At 35.1% G+C, this 16,742-nt stretch carries 20 protein-coding genes; 17 read left to right on the forward strand and 3 right to left on the reverse strand.

The window, feature by feature from the left end; genetic code table 11:
* The first annotated feature begins 63 nt into the window (after positions 1–63).
* On the forward strand, positions 64–462 hold the full coding sequence (locus MKY15_RS12040; RefSeq protein ID WP_067206169.1) for a VOC family protein: 399 nt from the start codon (positions 64–66) through the stop codon (positions 460–462).
* Positions 463–566: 104 nt separating this feature from the next.
* Positions 567–917 carry a DUF2200 domain-containing protein gene (locus MKY15_RS12045; protein ID WP_067206172.1) on the forward strand — a complete coding sequence of 117 codons (351 nt, stop codon included), beginning with the start codon at positions 567–569 and terminating at the stop codon, positions 915–917.
* A gap of 142 nt (positions 918–1,059) precedes the next feature.
* Here the strand turns inward: MKY15_RS12045 and MKY15_RS12050 are convergent, their stop codons facing one another.
* Positions 1,060–1,629 (reverse strand): dihydrofolate reductase family protein, encoded by a 570-nt coding sequence (locus MKY15_RS12050; RefSeq protein WP_187046738.1) that lies wholly within the window; start codon positions 1,627–1,629, stop codon positions 1,060–1,062.
* Between the two features lie 261 nt (positions 1,630–1,890).
* Here MKY15_RS12050 and MKY15_RS12055 point away from each other — a divergent pair, with 261 nt between their 5' ends.
* The 11 genes from MKY15_RS12055 (at position 1,891) to MKY15_RS12105 (ending at position 11,580) form a co-directional block, all read left to right on the forward strand.
* Positions 1,891–2,067 carry a hypothetical protein gene (locus tag MKY15_RS12055; protein ID WP_338653442.1) on the forward strand — a complete coding sequence of 59 codons (177 nt, stop codon included), beginning with the start codon at positions 1,891–1,893 and terminating at the stop codon, positions 2,065–2,067.
* 106 nt (positions 2,068–2,173) lie between these two features.
* Positions 2,174–3,652 (forward strand): S-layer homology domain-containing protein, encoded by a 1,479-nt coding sequence (locus tag MKY15_RS12060; protein ID WP_342537648.1) that lies wholly within the window; start codon positions 2,174–2,176, stop codon positions 3,650–3,652.
* A 1,405-nt stretch (positions 3,653–5,057) separates the two neighbouring features.
* Positions 5,058–5,609, forward strand: a complete 552-nt coding sequence (locus MKY15_RS12065; protein ID WP_342537649.1) for a hypothetical protein — start codon at positions 5,058–5,060, stop codon at positions 5,607–5,609.
* A gap of 20 nt (positions 5,610–5,629) precedes the next feature.
* On the forward strand, positions 5,630–5,992 hold the full coding sequence (locus tag MKY15_RS12070; protein WP_342537650.1) for a hypothetical protein: 363 nt from the start codon (positions 5,630–5,632) through the stop codon (positions 5,990–5,992).
* A gap of 182 nt (positions 5,993–6,174) precedes the next feature.
* Positions 6,175–6,513 carry a hypothetical protein gene (locus MKY15_RS12075; protein WP_338653434.1) on the forward strand — a complete coding sequence of 113 codons (339 nt, stop codon included), beginning with the start codon at positions 6,175–6,177 and terminating at the stop codon, positions 6,511–6,513.
* 160 nt (positions 6,514–6,673) lie between these two features.
* Positions 6,674–7,024, forward strand: coding sequence for a DUF4181 domain-containing protein (locus MKY15_RS12080; protein ID WP_338653432.1), 351 nt, complete (start codon positions 6,674–6,676; stop codon positions 7,022–7,024).
* A 358-nt stretch (positions 7,025–7,382) separates the two neighbouring features.
* Positions 7,383–7,730 carry a cell division protein FtsK gene (locus MKY15_RS12085; protein WP_338653430.1) on the forward strand — a complete coding sequence of 116 codons (348 nt, stop codon included), beginning with the start codon at positions 7,383–7,385 and terminating at the stop codon, positions 7,728–7,730.
* Between the two features lie 290 nt (positions 7,731–8,020).
* Positions 8,021–8,851, forward strand: a complete 831-nt coding sequence (locus tag MKY15_RS12090) for a GNAT family N-acetyltransferase (RefSeq protein ID WP_338653428.1) — start codon at positions 8,021–8,023, stop codon at positions 8,849–8,851.
* Positions 8,852–8,946: 95 nt separating this feature from the next.
* Positions 8,947–9,378 (forward strand): NUDIX domain-containing protein, encoded by a 432-nt coding sequence (locus tag MKY15_RS12095; RefSeq protein WP_338653426.1) that lies wholly within the window; start codon positions 8,947–8,949, stop codon positions 9,376–9,378.
* A 97-nt stretch (positions 9,379–9,475) separates the two neighbouring features.
* Positions 9,476–10,117 carry a stage II sporulation protein M gene (locus tag MKY15_RS12100; protein ID WP_342537651.1) on the forward strand — a complete coding sequence of 214 codons (642 nt, stop codon included), beginning with the start codon at positions 9,476–9,478 and terminating at the stop codon, positions 10,115–10,117.
* A 422-nt stretch (positions 10,118–10,539) separates the two neighbouring features.
* Positions 10,540–11,580 (forward strand): alpha/beta hydrolase, encoded by a 1,041-nt coding sequence (locus tag MKY15_RS12105; protein WP_342537652.1) that lies wholly within the window; start codon positions 10,540–10,542, stop codon positions 11,578–11,580.
* 337 nt (positions 11,581–11,917) lie between these two features.
* Here MKY15_RS12105 and MKY15_RS12110 read toward each other — a convergent pair whose 3' ends face one another.
* Positions 11,918–12,703 (reverse strand): hypothetical protein, encoded by a 786-nt coding sequence (locus MKY15_RS12110; protein WP_231885768.1) that lies wholly within the window; start codon positions 12,701–12,703, stop codon positions 11,918–11,920.
* Positions 12,704–12,919: 216 nt separating this feature from the next.
* On the opposite strand from MKY15_RS12110, the gene MKY15_RS12115 reads away from it, so the two are divergent.
* The 4 genes from MKY15_RS12115 to MKY15_RS12130 all read left to right on the forward strand — a co-directional run bounded on the left by MKY15_RS12115 (position 12,920) and on the right by MKY15_RS12130 (position 15,620).
* Entirely contained in the window at positions 12,920–13,267 is a 348-nt protein-coding gene (locus MKY15_RS12115) for a glyoxalase/bleomycin resistance/dioxygenase family protein (RefSeq protein ID WP_067206194.1), read from the forward strand.
* Between the two features lie 149 nt (positions 13,268–13,416).
* A complete protein-coding gene (locus MKY15_RS12120) occupies positions 13,417–14,232 on the forward strand; it encodes a lipid II flippase Amj family protein (protein WP_067206197.1) in 816 nt (271 codons plus the stop codon).
* 392 nt (positions 14,233–14,624) lie between these two features.
* On the forward strand, positions 14,625–14,828 hold the full coding sequence (locus MKY15_RS12125) for a hypothetical protein (RefSeq protein ID WP_067206203.1): 204 nt from the start codon (positions 14,625–14,627) through the stop codon (positions 14,826–14,828).
* A gap of 207 nt (positions 14,829–15,035) precedes the next feature.
* Positions 15,036–15,620 carry a hypothetical protein gene (locus tag MKY15_RS12130; protein WP_340741557.1) on the forward strand — a complete coding sequence of 195 codons (585 nt, stop codon included), beginning with the start codon at positions 15,036–15,038 and terminating at the stop codon, positions 15,618–15,620.
* Positions 15,621–16,039: 419 nt separating this feature from the next.
* On the opposite strand, the gene MKY15_RS12135 is transcribed toward MKY15_RS12130, so the two are convergent.
* Positions 16,040–16,582: a tetratricopeptide repeat protein gene (locus tag MKY15_RS12135; protein WP_340741558.1), complete on the reverse strand. Its 543-nt coding sequence runs from the start codon at positions 16,580–16,582 to the stop codon at positions 16,040–16,042.
* Positions 16,583–16,742: the final 160 nt, after the last annotated feature.

Raw genomic sequence — 16,742 nt, forward strand, 5'->3', positions numbered from 1 at the left:
TTGAGTAATTAGTTGAAATAGGGAGACAACATTACAATTTATGTGAAGAAGGGGAAGTTAAATATGAAAAACGTAACACCATTTTTAATGTTTCAAGGCGGTATTGCAGAAGAAGCTATGAAATACTACATATCACTCATCGAGGATTCAGAAATTAAAAGCATTGCTCGATACGGGGCTGAAGGACCTGGTAAAGAAGGTACAGTTATACATGCTGTATTCTCGTTAAAGGGGCAGGAGTTCATGTGTATCGACAGTCATGTTGACCATGAGTTTTCGTTTACCCCGTCTTTTTCTATCTATCTTACTTGTGAGACCGAAGAAGAAATTGACAGCCTTTACGATAAAATGATGCAAAATGGCACAGCACTCATGCCTATCAATAACTATGGGTTCAGCAAAAAATTCGGATGGCTGAATGACCAATTTGGCATATCCTGGCAGTTGAACTTGCCAGAGTAATCTGTTTGCCAATGGAGTGTGAGATATTTTACAAACGGGCGCTTATCTCGAATAAAGATCAGCGCTCTTTTTCATTTATAGAAATCATTTAGGGAGGATGTATCATGGCGAAACATCAGATTTATACAATGAGTGTCGCAAGAGTCTATCCCTGTTATGTTACGAAGGCGGAGAAAAAAGGACGTACGAAAACAGAAGTCGACGAAATCATCCGTTGGTTGACAGGGTATAGCCAGGAAGAGTTTGAAGCGCAGCTAAAAAATCAGCCAGACATTGAGACCTTCTTTGCAGAAGCTCCCCAACTGAATCCTTCGCGGGCTTTGATCGAAGGTGTGGTCTGCGGTGTCCGAGTGGAGTACATCGAAGAACCAACTATGCGGGAAATTCGCTATTTGGATAAGCTGATTGATGAGTTAGCAAATGGCAAAACGATGGAGAAAATTTTGCGGACATAATAATTGAATATGAAGAAACACTTGTAGCATTGGAATAAAATTTAATTAATAGTATCCCGAAAAAACTCATTCTGGGGAAAATAAAAAGAATCCATTTTGAAAAAAATGATCAAAATGGATTTTTTCCTTATGAAATAGATTATTAATTTCTATTCAAATGATAGATTAGTTGAACAACGCCGGAGGAGAAAGTTCTTGTATTAATCAATTTTAAATTCAACCTCTGTTTTATATCAATAAACAACGGTCTTCCTTCTCCCAAAACAACAGGATGTACAGATAATCTAAATTCATCAACAAGTCCTAAATCGATAAAAGTTGTAATAAGACTTGCTCCACCGTATAACCAGATATCTTCACCGGGTTTATTCTTTAATTTGTTTATTTCCCTTGGTATATTTTCATTTATGAATATTGCTTTATTATCAATCCCTGTTTGTGTTCTGGAAAACACATATTTCTCTTTACTGTGAACCAATTCCCACATTTCTTTTTCAGTATTAGTATCTTCATTTTTTGGAGTATATTGTCCCCATAAGTCGTAACTTTTTCTTCCATATAAAATAGTATCAATTTGATTTAGGAAATCATTAAACCCCATATCAGGATCCATGACACACCAATCAACTTCCCCATTTTTCCCTTCAATAAAACCATCTAAAGTAACTGCTAAATCTAAAATTATTTTTCTTGTTCTTACGTTATTGGACATAATTTTTCCTCCCTTAATTGCTCAACTTTCTGCCCGGTTGCTGAATTTCGTTATGTTATTTTCAACATATATATTCCTACTAAGCCAACAGATGCTTATATACAGTATACAAAGAAGTAGTGCTTAACGCTTGCAAAGTTAAGCACTACTTCTTTTTTATGTTTAAAAACAGCTTATATTCAGTGATGATCTACAGTATTTATAGTTTTTATAGAAAAGGTTTTCTAAAATAAATTATTATCAGTTCTTGAGGTGATGTTGATGAAAGTTCAAGAAGTTTTAATTGATAATATAAAAAGAAATGTGCTAATTGATGAAAAAATAGACTGGTATTTCCTGGAGTTATATACCTTAAGAACCTTGATGAGTAAGCGTCAAATATGCGCTTACTCTATTTTGGCGATACTTAATTACACCAGTGATATGTTAGATGAATAGAGTGAACGAATACATAGTACCACAATCTAGTCTGAAAGGCAGTCGTTTTAGACGGCAGCCTCCTATACAATGAAAACTACTTACAGGACTGAAAGGATATGAGCAAATGAAGAAAAAACTACTTATTCTATTCTGTGCACTATTGTTGGTATATAGCCTGCCTTTATCCGGCACGTTCGCTGCAAGCACAGAGCGATTTTCAGATGTACCGTCATCAAAGCATTTTGCAGAAGCTGTTTATGATCTGGCAGAACGCAATATTATCGGAGGCTATCCGGACGGCACATATAGACCCGGCAATTCTATCACGAGAGGACAGGCGGCCGCAATCATCGCAAAAATGATTAAATTGGACACTTCGAATGCAAAGAATCCGGGGTTTAAAGACGTCTCGAAAGCGAACGGCTACTACAAAGCCATCGCAGCTATGGCAGAAAAAAGCATCATCAGCGGCTATGGAGATGGACGTTTCGGTCCGAACGATCCTATTACGCGGGCACAGATGGCTTCGATACTTGTCAAAGCGTTCGATCTGCCACGCTATGACTTCACGTCGTATAAAAGTCCATTCGAGGATGTTAAACGAGGGGCAGGTCATGATCCGAACATTCTTATCATCTATAGACTCGGCATCACGACAGGAATGTCTACTGACAGATTCAGCCCGAACGAGTCCATCACAAGAGGACAAGCGGCTAAAATGCTGAAGGCTACAGAGGAAGCAAAGTCGCCGATTGTTACGTTGCGGGCTAGCGACTACCAATGGGAAGAATTTAAAATGTACGATTCCAATCATGAGGATTACGGTTTGTTCAATGCGGTTGTAGGACGCGATACAGCAAATAGCTATACTGCGGATAAAATCCATTTAGTCCCGCTCCAAGAAGGGACGGGAACATTTAGTGTCGCTTTAGTGTATACGGGAAATCCGGATAAGAAATACTACCAAAAGTATTATGTGCACATCAAAGAAGTGGATGGCGAGCTGAAGTTGACACTGGAAGAGACAGACGATTTTCTAACTACACCAGCAATAATCAGTGTTAAAAAACAAGTCCAGAACGTTTCGCTCTCCACAATGGACGGAAAGAAGCTGTCTGACAATGTGGATTTCAGAAAATGTCTTTCGACCAATCGCTCTGTTTGCCGCGATACCGATCAGACCGATACTGAGGGTAAGTATAATAATATCCGCATTCCGATCGATAAGCCAGGTCAATATATTGCCACTGTCCATTTCGCTGGCGGAGAAGAAGTAAGGTACGGGATCGAAGCGGTAAGTTCTGCTCCGAACTTTTACTATAACCTCCAAGTATTGGAGGAGAAGCCGACTGCGTCAGTAGATTTGGGAGCGACATACAACATAGGAAAGCATATACTACCGAAAGATGCTGAGCAAATTGCCACGGTCACAAGAGACGCGGGAACCAACTTGTTCCATGCAGTAGCAAAGAAAACAGGCTCCTTCGATATTAAGCTACCAGACCACAAAAAGACTGATCTTATAAATATCGGTGTACGTGTTCAGGAATTGGGTCCCATTATTCATGTCGAGATATATGAATCGATCGACACGTATATGTGATTGAATGAGGACTACTAAAAAAGCAGACATGCTCAGCATGTCTGCTTTTCGTAATGCATGTTACCGGTCCGGCTGAAAGTTCACTGCTACCATCAGTACATACTGCACTGAAATTAACAAAACAGTTCTACCACAAACTAAGGGAGGACATACAGATGAACATGAATGAAATAAAGGGACTTTAGAAAACGGACTTACTATTGACAAATATTCCACTACTAGGCTTATTTTACGGTTTAATTCCTCTAGAATCTTTTCCTATGGCTCTAATAAATAGTGTTGGATAAGTTGATGAAATTCTCATGCAGTATTCTTAGATTGCTTTTCGACGCGCATGATTTCAACCAATCCTACCGTAATTAAAGCAATGAAAAGCTGGTTCTAGATCCCTTTAGGTGAGAGGCTGAACAGATGATCTAGCTCGATATACCAACGACTTTTATACATGTCCAATATCTATTTCTCAGTCAATTCCAATCGACTGGTTAGCAGGCTATATATGGAACCTTCCTTGTCCGTAAACTTAAACAGTCGCAGTATTTCCGGGCGAGTTAGTATGGAGACAAGGTCAAAGCGCGTGACAGAATCCAGCTCCATTTCGATTAAGGTAGCCAGTTTAGCGCGGATTCTTTGTTCAATTTCCTCACAACTTCTCCAACGGAATATAGTTGCAAGAATCAAGGATTTGACTAATGTGTATTCAGATAACTTGTCATAGACATAATTGACTAATGGACACGCCAATACGCCTCGGGGCAATAGAGATTAGTATTGACGAAAGACTATGTCTTGGTCTACACATTACACATTACATATGAAATACTCCTTCATTTATAGTGTAGGGAACTGATATTGTTGTCAGTATCTATTCTACAGAAGGAGCATTTTACTGTATACTCATATAGATTGCTATACTTATAAAGGTTGTAATTACTTTTATTTACTGTCGAGCAATGCTATCGGGGACTTGAAATTACCATGTCAATGAAAAACAATCGAAAATAGGTAGGAAAATTAGAATTACCTTCATAGTCCTCATCATTATCGTTTATTATTAATATCTCCAGATTACCAATGGATTCGATTTGGTTTTTTGAAACGTGGTTTTTGCTGTTAATACTTAGTATTTGGACAGAATTAGCTAGAACAGTTATGGAGTGGAAATATGCAGAAAATCGAAATTCCTACAAATTAACAGTTTTTCATTTTATATTGGACTAATTTTTCGGAAGAGTATAAACAAAGGAGTATATCCTAACTTAACTAACAGGGAGAAATCCTTGGATAAAGGTTAGTGCCAACATTGAACAATCGGGCGCGATTATTGAAAACGTAGTTTGAAAAACACTAGGCAACCGAACAACCAGAATCGAACGGGTGCCTGGCACTTCAAGGAGGCTTCAAATTGAGAAGAAAAAGAACGTTAGGGTTAATTGTAATCATATGCTTAGTTTTGATGACGTTGATTTTTCCGTATTCTTTTTTTAGTATATATAAGCCAATTGCCTTTAAACCGGATCCTATCTTTTTTAAGGACTATCGAAATGAACTGAAAGAGTTAAGGAATGTCAATGAACAAAACGAAAGTACGGGTCGTGTAGAATTCTATACTGATTTTATCCTAGACACCTATGAAATGGATTTGATGACGGCTGATAGAGTTAAAGTAAGCAAAAGAGATTTGAATGAGATGTTGGATAGTATTAGGAGTTTGAGAAATTTAATTTTAATCATAGTTTTCAATGAAGAGCTCTCGTCGGAATCTGAAAATTATCTTGACCTAAGCTTGCAACGGTGCCTGCTAATTGAGGAAAATATCGTAAGGATTAAAAGCTTTCCTTATTATACGAGATTCCAATTAATCACTCTTATTAAAAATCTTCAAAATGATGTTCAAATGAGTTTCGACATGTATACGCATTTCTATGAAGAGTATTATGGATTAAAAAGTGATTGAGAAATTGGTGAACGCCAGGCATGATTGATACAGCTATGCAAGAATATAAAATAATGTTTTCAAAAGAGGGGATTGGGGATATGAAGGTAATGATTTATAGTTCTTTTGTAATTATAGGTCTTATAGTTGCAACTATTTTAGGAATCTTTGGTCAAGTTATAGCTTATGATTTTAATGAACGTTTCCCAACAATTGAGTTAACGACAGCTATAACTATCGTAACTTTCATTAGTATTGGATTATATATAATTATCCCTATTTCATTATTTATTTTCAATAAAACCGAAAAAGTAGTCCTTATTGTGAGTGTTATTGCGTGTGTCTTAATAGGGCTTCCGATTTCTATATGGTCATTTTTTGTTTGGGGGATGTGGATGGGTTAATATATTAAAACCTTTTATATGAACGGGCGCGAACACCAAATAAATTTGTACTGTAATAGGACCATTTCACTTCAGAATGAACCAAATGAATTATATGTAATAAAGAGCTCAAAGAAGCTGTCGTTATTTCGTGAAAAATATGTTACCCCATGGGAAGATGATACTTGAAGGGAAGATTCAAAATGGAGTTTAAACTCGGCAATGGTGCAGCGGTCGTTCTACCCCCTTTCCCCATTACAGTTATAGCAATTTTAATTATTTATCTTTTAGTAAGGTGGAGTAAGCAATTAGAAACACGCCGTTTCACAGTGTTCTTTTACTTTCTGGTTAGCACCTACATTGCTCCAATTTACTCTCACAGTACAGAAGGAAAAACCTTTGCACTATGGCTCCCACTGGGATTCATAGCAGTTTTATTTTACTTATTTCTTAATGAAAAAAACCATCCTTCAAAAATAAAAGCAAGTGTTTTAGGATTTTGCGTAGCATTATATCAATTAATTCTTCAGTATGTTGGGTGATTTTGATATTCCACTAACGGGCGCGATAATTGAATACAGCTGTCCTACAATCGGACAAATAGCGGAATAAGTATTGTTCCTGCTTGCATTAAAAGGGCGAATTGTATCATGAAAATAAATTAAAAGAGTAATTTATGTATGTGTAAAGGAGGGGTTCTAAATGACACCTATTTGGATTATTTTAATTTGCATTCTCGTTTCAAACTATGTGATCAATAATATTTTAACGAGAAAAATGAATATTAAGAAACGTGACCCACAAAATAAATATGTAAATAAATTGCACAAATATGGTGAGGGAATACTCCACTGGGCAACTATAATAGTTATTGCTATATCAATAACTAACTTTCAACATCTTAGGATATTTATTTTTATAGTTCCATGTATTTTTTTTGCTTTCAGTACTTTAATGGAGTGGAATTATGTAAAACAAAATAAAACATATCTATTAAGTGCTGTGTCTTGCGGTTTATTTATTATTGGTTCAATAGTGTATGGATTAATATAATATTAAATTGTAATAACTTATATACTGTTCTGTAAATGGGCGCTTTAGTTTAATAAGTAGATATTCTATGGCTGAAGGCTTCCATTTTTTTGGGGAAGAAGGGAAATGGTATACCTTTTTTAGAGAGAGAGGTTATATCTACCTTGAAAAAAACTTTACTGATTATGAGCTTGGTAAAAAATACATAGTACTTACATTGCTACAATTAGCTGGTACTGGACTATATTAACAGTTGTTTTTAACAATTGAGCGCGATTGCTTAATAAGCGATTGCGTCCAAATCGTACAAACGAGCCAGAGTGCAAAAGATCGTAATTAAATGATAGAGGCTGGATTAACGGGAAAGTAGGTACGATTTATGAAGGCATTTAAAAAAACGATTGAATTCCTAAATAGAATGAAAGTCATCGACATATGGGGGGACAGAAACGAGGGCTTATCCAATGATGATAAAGAATATATAGACAGAAAAAAATCTCAAAATCCTTATGGACTTATAGGAATGATATTGGGTGGAATTGCGTTCACATTTGGACCTCAGTATGGTTTTATTCCTGTTATTACCCTTATCTTTTGCATAGTTACCTTTTTTACTTTTGATAAAGAAAAAGAAGATAATCCTTGGCCTTTTTACGTAGGTATAATGCTTTCATTGATCGGCTTAATTATGGTTATTACTGGTGAAGTACACGATCTGATATTTTAATATCTATTTTTGAAAGGCTTCTTCCTTATAGGGCATGTCTATCTGATTTCGGTATAGTTATTGGCTAACTATGGATTAACAGTTTATTAAATGAACGGGCGTGATTATTGAATAGAACATCTTCGGCGATGGGGCTGCCCTAAAGCGAACCGTATAAAGCAAATGGGCCATATTGTCGAAGAACAGGTAGATTGTAAAGTGAAGGGATGTACTTAAACAAACAAAGAAGGATTGTTAAAAAAGAAAAGGTTCCTGAATTAGTTAATTTCGGGCAGATAAGGAGGTAAGTAATGATATCAGAATTAAAAAAGTCGGAATTTTATAAATGTAGATGTATGTTATATGAGCAAGGTCAATTAGAAGCTAAAGCAGTCGTCGAAGGGATAAATCCAGGTCGTATTTTTGTAGATGATATTGAATCTCCTGCTTCGGGACTTATTTGGTTAGGTAATAATGACGGTTTTTTCTTTATTGGAGATGAAAGAAACGAAGGGTTCAATACCGAATTAAATCATTTTATTGATACAGTAATCATTCTAGAAGCAAGGAAGGTGGGATTAACTTGGTTTGAGGGTATTGGTAATCATAATAAGTGGGATGAGACTATTATAAAGGTGTTTGAAAACCGCAATTTAGGAAGTTGGAATCAGAGGGTTTATACGTTACAAAAAAAAGATTATAAAGGCAACTTCGAACTTACTATTGAAGAAGGATATAAAATTATAAAAATTAGTAAAACACTTTTTAAAAACAGTGATAAATCAATTGAAAATATTAAGTTTTTACATTCCAAAATAGTAGAGTTTTGGTCTTCACCCGAAAGGTTCTTTAATGAAGGCTTTGGATACGGTATAGTTTGTAAAAATAAAATTGTTAGCGTCTGTTTTTCGGGTTTTGTAGTTGATAATGTACATGGTGTTGATATTGAAACCTTGGAAGAGCATCAAGGTAAAAAGTTAGCACAAAAAGTAGCCATTACTTTTGTAAAAGATTGTTTGGAAAATAATCTTGTTCCTTATTGGGATTGTATGGAATCTAACAAACCTTCAATTGCGGTCGCAGAGAATATAGGATTCAGAAATGTATTTAACTATATAGGTTATGAATTTAAGTTTGAGTAATTTTTACTTCAATTGAATAGAGCCATTTACTGGAGGAAGAATTATTGAACTGATGGAGATGAAAAGTTAACTAACACAAAAGAGGGGGCAACGTTTTGGGACAAAACACATCACATATTTACACACCATCTAAGCACTTTGTTTCAGCTGCAACGATTGTACTCAACGATCAAAAGGAAATTCTGCTAATTAAAGGGCCTATGAGAGGTTGGGAAATGCCAGGTGGAATAGTCGAGGAAGGTGAGTCTCTGAAAGATGCTGCAATTAGGGAAACTAAAGAGGAGTCAGGTATTGATATTGCAGTTCTTAAATTCTGCGGAATATTTCAAAACGTGGATAAGTCAATTTGTAATACACTCTTTTTAGCTAAGCCGATTGGTGGTAAATTAACAACTTCGCCAGAAAGTTTAGAAGTGGGATTCTTCCCTATTGAGCAAGCTCTAGAAATGGTAACTGTAGGGAACTTCAGGCAAAGAATAGAACACTGTCTTGATAACAGTATTCAACCATTTTGTGTAGAGTTTTAGGTCCTATGGTAATTAGGAATAACGGTATTGCTCATTAAATTTACGCTGTTAGTTGAACAAGACGAGTACGATAATCTTCCACAATCGGGTACGAAGGTTGAGTAAAAGTAAATTGAGTGGGGTGATTACTATAGCAAATATAATTCGTAAAACCGGATTAAAAAGATCAATTATTTTTTTTATATTCGCTGTAGCAATAACAATTATTGCAACGGTAATAACCTACATAATCAACCCGGATATAAAAGAAATAACCGAAGGAATAGGAAATAAATTACCGGATCAAGTGAAAGAATCTGAAGGTATAAAAAAGGTGTGGTCATTTGTTGTTAATAATGGATTTATGGTGCCTTTACAAATGTTTATCTTGGCTTTAATTCCAATACAATTTCTATATCTCTTGAATATAATTTCAACTGTTGCTCTGCCTGGTATTCTTTTTGGGATTGCTTTACAGGTCAATTCAATAAAAGGTCTTGGTATAATCATTGCCACTATCCCTCATTATATTTTTGAAGTATTCGCTTTTTGTTTAATTGCAGCAGTTCTCTTTGAGTTAAATCAAGTTGTTAGAGTTAAAATAAGAAATGTATTTAACGCAGACGAAGTAGGAACATCTCTTATTAAAAAAGTTCTAGAGACTATAAAGATTTACGCCATTTTAATTTTACCGTTAATTATTATGGCTGCATTTTCGGAAACTTACATAGCAGATATTATATTTAGCCTGTTTGAATAGCAAAATTCAAAAATCGGACGCGATTCTGGGTGCAAAACGTTCCTGGTTCAAATGAAATGTGGTCACACAATTTCGGTAAAGGTTAGACAGTTATAGTGTTCTAAAACTAAAGGGGTATGTCGAGGAGTCGAATGAAGAGGTAACGCTCTGAAAGGTTCCCCTTGCGTCGAGTAGCACGCTGATTGGTAAGATATTGCGTGGTATAAGCTTGGCTATTAGCGGCGAAAACTGGTGATAAATTCAAAGGCTTACCGATCATTCTAATTAACTCTGTTCAATCAGCTACAAAATACTCTTTATTAAACTATGCCCCCCTTTTGCAAAAGAAATTCAAAAATAATCAATATCCATCACATTTATTAAAAGCATATCTTGTTCAATCGTATATTTGAATGAGGTTAAAATGGAAGGGAATAAATTAGATGAAACGTATAAAAAAATTAATGAAATATATTGCAATCATTATCGTAACAGTACTCGTAATAGCACTTTTCTTTCCTACATGGACACCCAATATAAAAGGTGATAACAGTATAAGTACATTAGAACAAGTAGAGATAAATGGAAGTGGTCACGAAATTATGATACGTGGCAACGATAAGGATAATCCTGTCATCATTGTCGTACATGGAGGACCTGGGGCTCCGGAAATACCATATGCCAATAAATACGCAGACTTATTGGAAGCCAATTTCACAATTGTTAATTACGATCAAAGGGCAAGTGGAAAATCATATCACTTTTTTGAGGACTATTCTACTCTTTCAACAGACTTATTGGTAGATGATTTATTAGCTTTGACCGAATATATATCAGAACGGCTTGAAAAAGAAAAGGTTATACTGATGGGGCATTCTTCTGGTACATACATTGGACTACAAGCTGCTTATAAATCCCCCGAAAAATATGAAGCATATATCGGGATTGGGCAAATGGGTGAAACAAAGGAAAGTGAGATTGAAAGTTTAAAGTACTCTATTAGCCAGGCCCAAAAGGCTGGTAATGTGGATGATGTTTTAGATTTACAAGGACTAACCGAGCAAATTAAAAGTGGCGATACGGTTACACCAAGAAACTATGTTATGAAATACGGCGGGGCTGTTAGACTCATTGATAACCCCGATGGTGATAATATAGGTGTTTTATTGAGCAGCGAGTATAACTTATTAGACGTTATTCGTTACAACTATGGTATGGGGTATTCCCAAGAAAAGTTGTTAAGTGATCTATTAGAAAATCCATTACCTACCATTGTAACAAAACTTGAAATTCCTTTGTATTTCGTCATGGGTAAATACGATTATATGACTTCCTCTAATGCAGCAAAGAAGTATTTTGATATGATTGAAGCCGAACATAAGGAATTTATTTCTTTCGAGAAATCAGCACATTATCCACAATTTGAAGAGAAAGAAAAATTTAATGAATGGATGTTAGATACATTCATCAATAAAAATAAGTAATGCGCCGTTTTTCTTACTTTGAAAGGAAGATTGTTGTCAAAACTTGTACTTAAGCTATAAAAAACCGAATACTGTTATGTGATTTTTCATTAAAGCGTGCGAATATTGAATAGATTTTCTTAAGGCAATGGGACTGCTCTAAAGGATACCAGACATGGAGAGACTATATGGAATCCACAAAAAAGGATGCAAGGTTGGAGCGACTCTGAGTTAACAAAGAGTGGAGGTAAAAGTGCGGTAGCGTTAGAGGAAAGAGTTAAGGAGATTGATTTTATTGCAATCTATTTTAGTCCGAGTAAAAGAACAGCCTTATCAACTTACATGATAAGGCAATGGTTCACTGTTTTTTAGATTTTTCACGTTCATTTTTTTGTTTTAGCTTTAACCAAAAATCGGGTGGTTGATAACTAATTAAAGAATAATCGAGTTCGGCTCCATTAGTTGCTAACTGAACTAACAAATATTTCTCCTTATTACTCGGGTATATATCTGCTGTTTTAATGTTTATAACCTCAACTCCTGTTCGTTTAGGTGTCCCAACAACAACAACTTGATTTCCTTTTGTATAAACATCTGTGATATTTGTTTGGAACACAACTATATACAGATCAAGGTCTGATTCATTTGTAGCAGTATTAAAAGCAATACCTACATCCTGTTGGAAATTTAATTCAGCTGAAATACCAATGGCATAAAAAGGGAATATCCGGTGGAGAGAATAGTGTATTCGAGAAGGAATATAGCTCCATCTTCCACCCCAATATGTGCTATGCCAGTTTTCTTCATATATTGGTCTAATATAGTTCGGTGCGCTTTTAATTACTTTAAAAGGGATTTTTGTTCCTTCTTTTAACACTTGTGAAATAGGGATGACATCAGTAGGGAAATGCACCTCTGTTCCTTTTTCGAATGGAAAAGGTGAATCAAGAATTGTGGTAGGCTCGGGTGGTTCGAGACTATCTAAACGTTGTTCCAATTCGTGAATTCGTTCCTGTTCATTTTTATCACTATTCGGTTGCGAGAAAGATAACTCCATCGATTTTGTATTTATGGACTTACTGTAAACAAATAAGCTTAAAATAATTGAAAAACAAACAATATAACCAATCCTTGTTTTTAACATATTCTAATCACCTCACCATATTATCTGCTTTTACGAGGGAGTTATGCGTAAGATTAGTTATTAAAAAAACGGGGGCTTTACTTCATTTAGGGGCTAAACACCCTTTTCAATTCAACTACAGGGGCAGTATTGTAGAAAAAGGAACTATAATTTAAATCTCGTATATCTAATGTAATCGGTTAGCTAAAATTTGATGACAGACAGGAGTTAGAGACGATGATTAAAGGTTTCGGAGGAATATTTTGGAGAACTAATAATCTTGAAATTGTGAAAAAATGGTACAGTGAAGTGTTGAAAATTGAAATAGACAATTGGAATGGGGCTGTGATAAAACCTCAATTAGGAAATGAGACTATCTTTTCATTCTTTACGGAGAATGACAGTTATTTTCCAACAGAACAACAAGTGATGTTAAATTTCCAAGTACATGATTTAAACGAGACTATAAAGCATCTTGAACATATTGGTGTACCTCTTGCAAAGAAAAAAGAGATTAGTGAATTTGGAAAGTTCATTTGGATTAAAGATCCTGAAGGTCGATTGATCGAGCTTTGGGAGAAGTAGCAGGTTGTAATCATTAACTAGTAAGCTAACGGGTGCGCTTCTACAACAAGTAGAGGCGCATTTTTACTAACTGGGCAGTTGAGTTAAACAAGAAATTTGATTATGTGGTATTATTAGGTAATTATAAAAGCTGAAGTAGGGGAATTTATTTGGAATTTATTTCAGAAAAGTTATTGTTTATATTTTTGTTTATTTTTGTAATTCACTCAATAGAAACCCTCGCTTATGCTGTTAGGTTATCAGGTGCAAGGGTAAGATTGATTGCTTCTGCTCTATCTCTATTTAATTTAATGGTTATTATTTCAAGACTAGCTAATATGATGCAGCAACCTTTTACAGGAAGCCTTATAGATACTGCACCTACTGAAAATACTTTAGAATTTGTAGAGAGCCAATATAGAATACTTATAAGCGCTTCAACATTTGGGACATTAGTTGGTATCCTTTTATTACCCACTTTTATTGCCATATTTTCAAGAGCTATAATCCATTTATCAGAAGAAAGAGGTTCAATTCCAAGTTTAGTTAAAAAGGGAATATCCTTTGAATATATAAAGCGTGGGATAAAACATTTTAGTTTACCTAAGCTAAGTTATTTGAAAGATATTAGGATAAAAGAAATTCCTCTAAAATTATTTTTTGTAAATATGATAATCACTGCAATATATACCATTGGGGTACTATCTGCTTTGTACGCATCATTATTGGCACCAGATAGAGCTTCAACAGCCATTATGGCATCTGGACTCATAAATGGTGTTGCGACTATTCTTCTTGTAATATTTATTGACCCCAAAATTTCTGTTCTTGCTGACGATGTAGTTAATCAAAGGGGAAGCTACTTTACACTAAAGAGCATTTCTTTAATGATGATTGCTTCAAGATTATTTGGAACTCTACTTGCACAGGTATTATTTATACCCGGTGCTAAATATGTAGCATGGTTTACAAAATTTATGATTTAATAATTATCGAGGTTGTTCAACTAACGGGGGGGTTACTGTAACAAGATTCAATAAGAAAAGTCGATTCCTCAATATATAGGAATTCGACTTTTTTGTTGTAATTCAATTATTGTACAAACTTTACAAAATGCTGACTAACATCCTTTCTGTCTATTCAGTTGGCGTTGTAGGACGTACGGCAGCCCTTTCGTCATTCAACTGAAGAAAAGTATGTACTCCAGCCGTTGCAACGGTGTACCCCCTATTAAAAAATAGCCCTGTTCAACTTATGAGAGAGTAACTGTTTAGTTTGAATTGGTGAAACTTTCCAGTCGCGATGAACGTATTAGTAGTAGAAAGATTCCTTATTCAAGTAACGGACAGTTCAGTTAAAGACAAAAGGGGTGAGGTATATGAGTGACCGATTTGAACTAAGTTTTAAAAACAAGGTAGTTAGAATGTGGTTGATTATTATGGTGCCAGCTGTAATAGCAGAAATATTAATTATGCAATTTACTGCAATTCCAGTATTACCTTCAATATCTTGGACAATATTTTTTATTTGGCTTTATTTTTATAAGAGGAAACAGAAGAAAGAGCATTCCATTTCCTCGTGATTTTATTTTAAAAGGATTGGTTAGTTCCTATTCTTATTAACCTAACGGTGGCTTTAGTTCAACAACAGGAGCTCCTTAGCGAGCTCTTTTTTCTTCTTAACTAACGGGACAGTTTAGTTGAACAAGCAGGTTATATTTAGATTGGTGTCGAAGTACTTTATTTAGGATGAAGAAATAATAGTATGCATACGGAGTAGGTGATAATAAATGACTTTCTTATATTTTATAGTTGGCTACTGTGCTTTATATTTAGTGATTTGGTTACATGAAGTTGGACATGGGGTCGTATATGCAAAATATAAATGCAAAGACAATCCTTTTAAAGTTCATGTGCCATTCTATTTATTCTTCTCTACTCCCCAGCCTGTTGATGAAAAAAAGGCACAAACTCTAACTAGTAAACAGTATTTTAATGTTGGTATAGCGGGAATAATAGTGAATCTTCTTATTGGTATCCCTATATCCTTCCTTTTCCTAAACATTGAGTTTAATAACTCTATTTTAATTTTCTTTTTTTATTCTTTTGCCTTATTTCATTTAGTGGAGGCTGCAAGTTACTTGACAATTAGCAATATTTTTCTTGCAAGTGATATGATAACTGTACAAAACTACAAACCAAAATTAAGAATACCCTTATTTTTAATAGGAATATTCTTAGTTGTCCTAATCACTTTCATGCTAATCAAAAGTCCTGATAGTTGGAAACTGGGATACATTATTTCAATTATAATCATGATTTCATGCATGGGATTAGGAAGAATGGTCTTTAGCCGAAGAACACGGACTGCGTAGGTAACTCGTGTTCTTATTGCACTAACGGAATGCTTTAGTTGAAGAGTTGACTACCTTTACAAGACACTTTTTTCTTGTTGCGTATTGGAGTTAACTACTTCTGTGATTCGGTGTTATGTTTACCTGGTGTGCATAGCGTATGCAAGGTCATTCAGCGAGCGATTCGATGGTTCGCGTATGAAGATAATTATATTCTTGTTCAACAAACGGGACATTTTGTGGAATAGTGGTTTGAATTCGATACGTTTGTTGAAAACAACCCTTATAAAACTTTTGTATACATAAAAAAACGCAGTAGGAATTCATTCATGAATTGCACTGCGTTTTAATTTAATTATTTTAAAATAAGTTATTTAACAATCTAAAAGAGAACGAATTAGATTCAAATCAGAACATCTAGTCTTAATAATTTTCAATCATCACCAGGTTTCATCAAGGTGATCAGCATAGTACGAAATCCCTCTTTTGAAGTATTGAAGATTTTCATCAGACGTTGTTTCCATCAAATTAGTCAGAACAATTTCCATTGCCTGTTTATAGTTTTTTGAATTGTACAGAGCCATTGAGTAAAAAATTTGAAGGCCGCGGTGTTCAGGAAACTCTGTCACACCTCGACGTAAAGTTTCAACTGCTTCTTGATAGTAACCCAAAGCACGGTAGGTACTGCCAAGACCGAGTAAACATCTTTGAAGATCTGGTCCTGCGAGACCTTGCTCGAGAGCCTTTACATAATAGGGGATAGCTTCCTTGCCTAATCCAGAATTATCATGAGCAATTCCCGCCTGATAGTTGACTTCAGCATGATCTGGATAGGTAGCAACCATTTCTAAAAGGAGAGTACGTGCTTCCTTCAGAATGTCTTGGTCTTGCTTAGCACGCCCATCTTCACGCAATTCAATAGCTTTGTCTAAAAGTAAACGCAAATTTGTTTTATCCGTATTATTTACTATTTTATCATTCATTTTTTTAACTCCCTCAAATGTAGTACTGCAAATGGCAAAGTGACGATGTAATCACAATACTCGCGGGGAATTTATTAATTTTGAAAGTGGTTTTGTAAAAACAGTATCATTGTCCTTTAATCCTCCTTAGAAATCAAGAATGAACATTAGGTTCTTTTTT

The organism is Sporosarcina sp. FSL K6-1540, from assembly GCF_038620285.1.
GTDB lineage: Bacteria > Bacillota > Bacilli > Bacillales_A > Planococcaceae > Sporosarcina > Sporosarcina psychrophila.

What these genes read in the sequence shown, in the direction of transcription:
- MKY15_RS12085 (WP_338653430.1), top strand. Translation starts at nt 7,383, where the DNA reads ATGAAGGCATTTAAAAAAACGATTGAATTCCTAAATAGAATGAAAGTC.
- MKY15_RS12060 (WP_342537648.1), top strand. Translation starts at nt 2,174, where the DNA reads ATGAAGAAAAAACTACTTATTCTATTCTGTGCACTATTGTTGGTATAT.
- MKY15_RS12135 (WP_340741558.1), bottom strand. Translation starts at nt 16,582, where the DNA reads ATGAATGATAAAATAGTAAATAATACGGATAAAACAAATTTGCGTTTA.
- MKY15_RS12075 (WP_338653434.1), top strand. Translation starts at nt 6,175, where the DNA reads ATGGAGTTTAAACTCGGCAATGGTGCAGCGGTCGTTCTACCCCCTTTC.
- MKY15_RS12040 (WP_067206169.1), top strand. Translation starts at nt 64, where the DNA reads ATGAAAAACGTAACACCATTTTTAATGTTTCAAGGCGGTATTGCAGAA.
- MKY15_RS12125 (WP_067206203.1), top strand. Translation starts at nt 14,625, where the DNA reads ATGAGTGACCGATTTGAACTAAGTTTTAAAAACAAGGTAGTTAGAATG.
- MKY15_RS12050 (WP_187046738.1), bottom strand. Translation starts at nt 1,629, where the DNA reads ATGTCCAATAACGTAAGAACAAGAAAAATAATTTTAGATTTAGCAGTT.
- MKY15_RS12080 (WP_338653432.1), top strand. Translation starts at nt 6,674, where the DNA reads ATGACACCTATTTGGATTATTTTAATTTGCATTCTCGTTTCAAACTAT.
- MKY15_RS12055 (WP_338653442.1), top strand. Translation starts at nt 1,891, where the DNA reads ATGAAAGTTCAAGAAGTTTTAATTGATAATATAAAAAGAAATGTGCTA.
- MKY15_RS12045 (WP_067206172.1), top strand. Translation starts at nt 567, where the DNA reads ATGGCGAAACATCAGATTTATACAATGAGTGTCGCAAGAGTCTATCCC.
- MKY15_RS12090 (WP_338653428.1), top strand. Translation starts at nt 8,021, where the DNA reads ATGATATCAGAATTAAAAAAGTCGGAATTTTATAAATGTAGATGTATG.
- MKY15_RS12070 (WP_342537650.1), top strand. Translation starts at nt 5,630, where the DNA reads ATGATTGATACAGCTATGCAAGAATATAAAATAATGTTTTCAAAAGAG.
- MKY15_RS12130 (WP_340741557.1), top strand. Translation starts at nt 15,036, where the DNA reads ATGACTTTCTTATATTTTATAGTTGGCTACTGTGCTTTATATTTAGTG.
- MKY15_RS12115 (WP_067206194.1), top strand. Translation starts at nt 12,920, where the DNA reads ATGATTAAAGGTTTCGGAGGAATATTTTGGAGAACTAATAATCTTGAA.
- MKY15_RS12110 (WP_231885768.1), bottom strand. Translation starts at nt 12,703, where the DNA reads ATGTTAAAAACAAGGATTGGTTATATTGTTTGTTTTTCAATTATTTTA.
- MKY15_RS12105 (WP_342537652.1), top strand. Translation starts at nt 10,540, where the DNA reads ATGAAACGTATAAAAAAATTAATGAAATATATTGCAATCATTATCGTA.